This is a genomic window from Burkholderia sp. DN3021 (genome assembly GCF_049805555.1).
GTDB classification, from domain to species: domain Bacteria; phylum Pseudomonadota; class Gammaproteobacteria; order Burkholderiales; family Burkholderiaceae; genus Burkholderia; species Burkholderia pyrrocinia_C.
In genome coordinates this window covers 1-1,789 of the sequence record NZ_JBNCAB010000215.1, presented here as the reverse complement: position 1 = coordinate 1,789, position 1,789 = coordinate 1, and the positions used below count along the sequence as shown (strand labels likewise).

1 protein-coding gene and 1 pseudogene are annotated in these 1,789 nt (G+C 60.3%); both read left to right on the top strand.

Features of this window, described 5'->3' with window-relative positions:
• Positions 1 to 289: 289 nt before the first annotated feature.
• Positions 290 to 545 (top strand): annotated as a pseudogene (locus ACPUER_RS36570) (IS6 family transposase); the annotation flags it as partial.
• A gap of 44 nt (positions 546 to 589) precedes the next feature.
• Positions 590 to 1,789 (top strand): ShlB/FhaC/HecB family hemolysin secretion/activation protein (locus tag ACPUER_RS36565; RefSeq protein ID WP_425133557.1); only part of this gene is annotated, 1,200 nt, incomplete at its 3' end.

Below are 1,789 nucleotides of genomic sequence, written 5' to 3'. Positions count from 1 at the left end.
ATGTCGGCCGGCGTGCCGTTGCGATCGCGGGGCGTCGAATGATTGAAGCGGAACTGAAATCTTTCGGTGACATGCACGCGATACCTTGGTGAAGGCGCACAAGCGTGGCGAGGAGGCAGTTCGGGCGACGTCCGTGACTATACGAGTGCGGCCGACTGGTCGTCGCTAGCCATCGCTCAAACGCGCAGAAGAGGGCGCATCTGAGCAACCAAGAATCGATATGGTCGTGGATAGAAAGTGCGAGAGGTGCTCATCGCGGTTTTGTCGCGATGAAGCCGCGATGCGGGCGATGAGGCAACCGCTGAATTCGGTGTTGGCGAAGGTATTTCGGCGCCTGCATTACCTGTTCGACATGAATCTGGTGTTCGTGCGCTGGTACGCCGTCTACCCGCGGAGCTTGCGTCATATTGAGGAAATGATGGCCGAGCGGGACGTGTCGGTCGGTCGATCGTTCGACGGCGCATCGATGGGCCGTCAAGCGCCTGCCGGTGTTCGAAAAGGCGTTACGTTGGGGCAAGCGGCCAGTAGGGAAAAGCTGGCAGATGGGACGTATGTGCGCGTGTTGAGGTATATCGTTTTGGCACTTGCCTTGGGGGTGTTGCTGACGGGCCGGTCGGGGCCGGCAAGCGCGCGCGGGCCGACGGTGCAGGAGCGGGAGCGGGATCTGGAGGAGAAAGCGTGGCGGCAACAGATGATCGAACAGCATATGCGGGAGCGGGCGGCCGAGCCGGCGGTCGGGTTGCCGTCTCCTGTGCAAGCACCCGAGTTGGGCGGAGCGCGTTTCCCGATTACGCAAATCGAAGTGCGGGGCGGGGCGCGCCATTCCCGGGAGATCGACCGGATTATCAAGCGCTACCAGGGCACGACCATGGGGCAAGCGGAGATTTTCGCGCTGTTGCGTGATCTGATGAATTTCTACTATGGCCGCGGTTATATCACGACCGGCGTGTCGCTCGCCGAGCAAAACCTGTCGAGCGGGAAGCTGATCCTGGTGGTTCATTGGGGCTACGTGAAGGGATGGCGCGTGAATGGCAAGACGCCGGAGGGCATGCGGGAGCGATTGATGTTGAGTAGTGCGATGCCTGGAATAGAGGGGGCCGTTCTGAACATCCACGATATCGACCAGGCGATCGAGAATCTGAACGGCCTGGGGAAGGCCGCAAAGATCAACGTCGTTTCCGCTGAGGAAGCCGGGCATTCCTATCTGGACGTCGTCTTGCAACGTTCGAAGCCGTTTTCGGTGTCGGCGTTGGTCGATAACTCGGGTTTCAGCGATCGAGCGAGCGACGGTTTGTACAAGTATGGCGTCAATATCGCGGTTGCAGACTTGTTGGGCGGGAACGACGTGCTAACGCTTTCGGCTGGCCGTCGCCACTACAAAGACCCGGGCCATAACGCGTACGATTCACTGGATGTGTCATACGGATTGCGTGTGGGCCGCTGGAGTGCCGATCTGCGGTATATCGCGCAGCCGACCAAGAGCCTCCTTTCAGGAACCTATGGCGACTACCAACTGAGCGGAAATACGCAGGATGCCAACCTGCGCGTATCGCGCGTGCTTGAGCGCTGGCAGACCGGCAAGAATGCCGTCTACGTTGCGATCGACCGGAAGCGGGTGCGCAACTATATAGACGACACGCTGATCGAGATCAACAGCAACACCCATACAAGCGTCACGGTGGGTGTCAATCGGCAGGACAGTCTGTTCGGCGGAACCGTATTCGCGGATGGGGGCTGGACGAGGGGCGTGGGCTGCCTGGGGGCGAGTGAAGACCCGGTGTCTACCGGG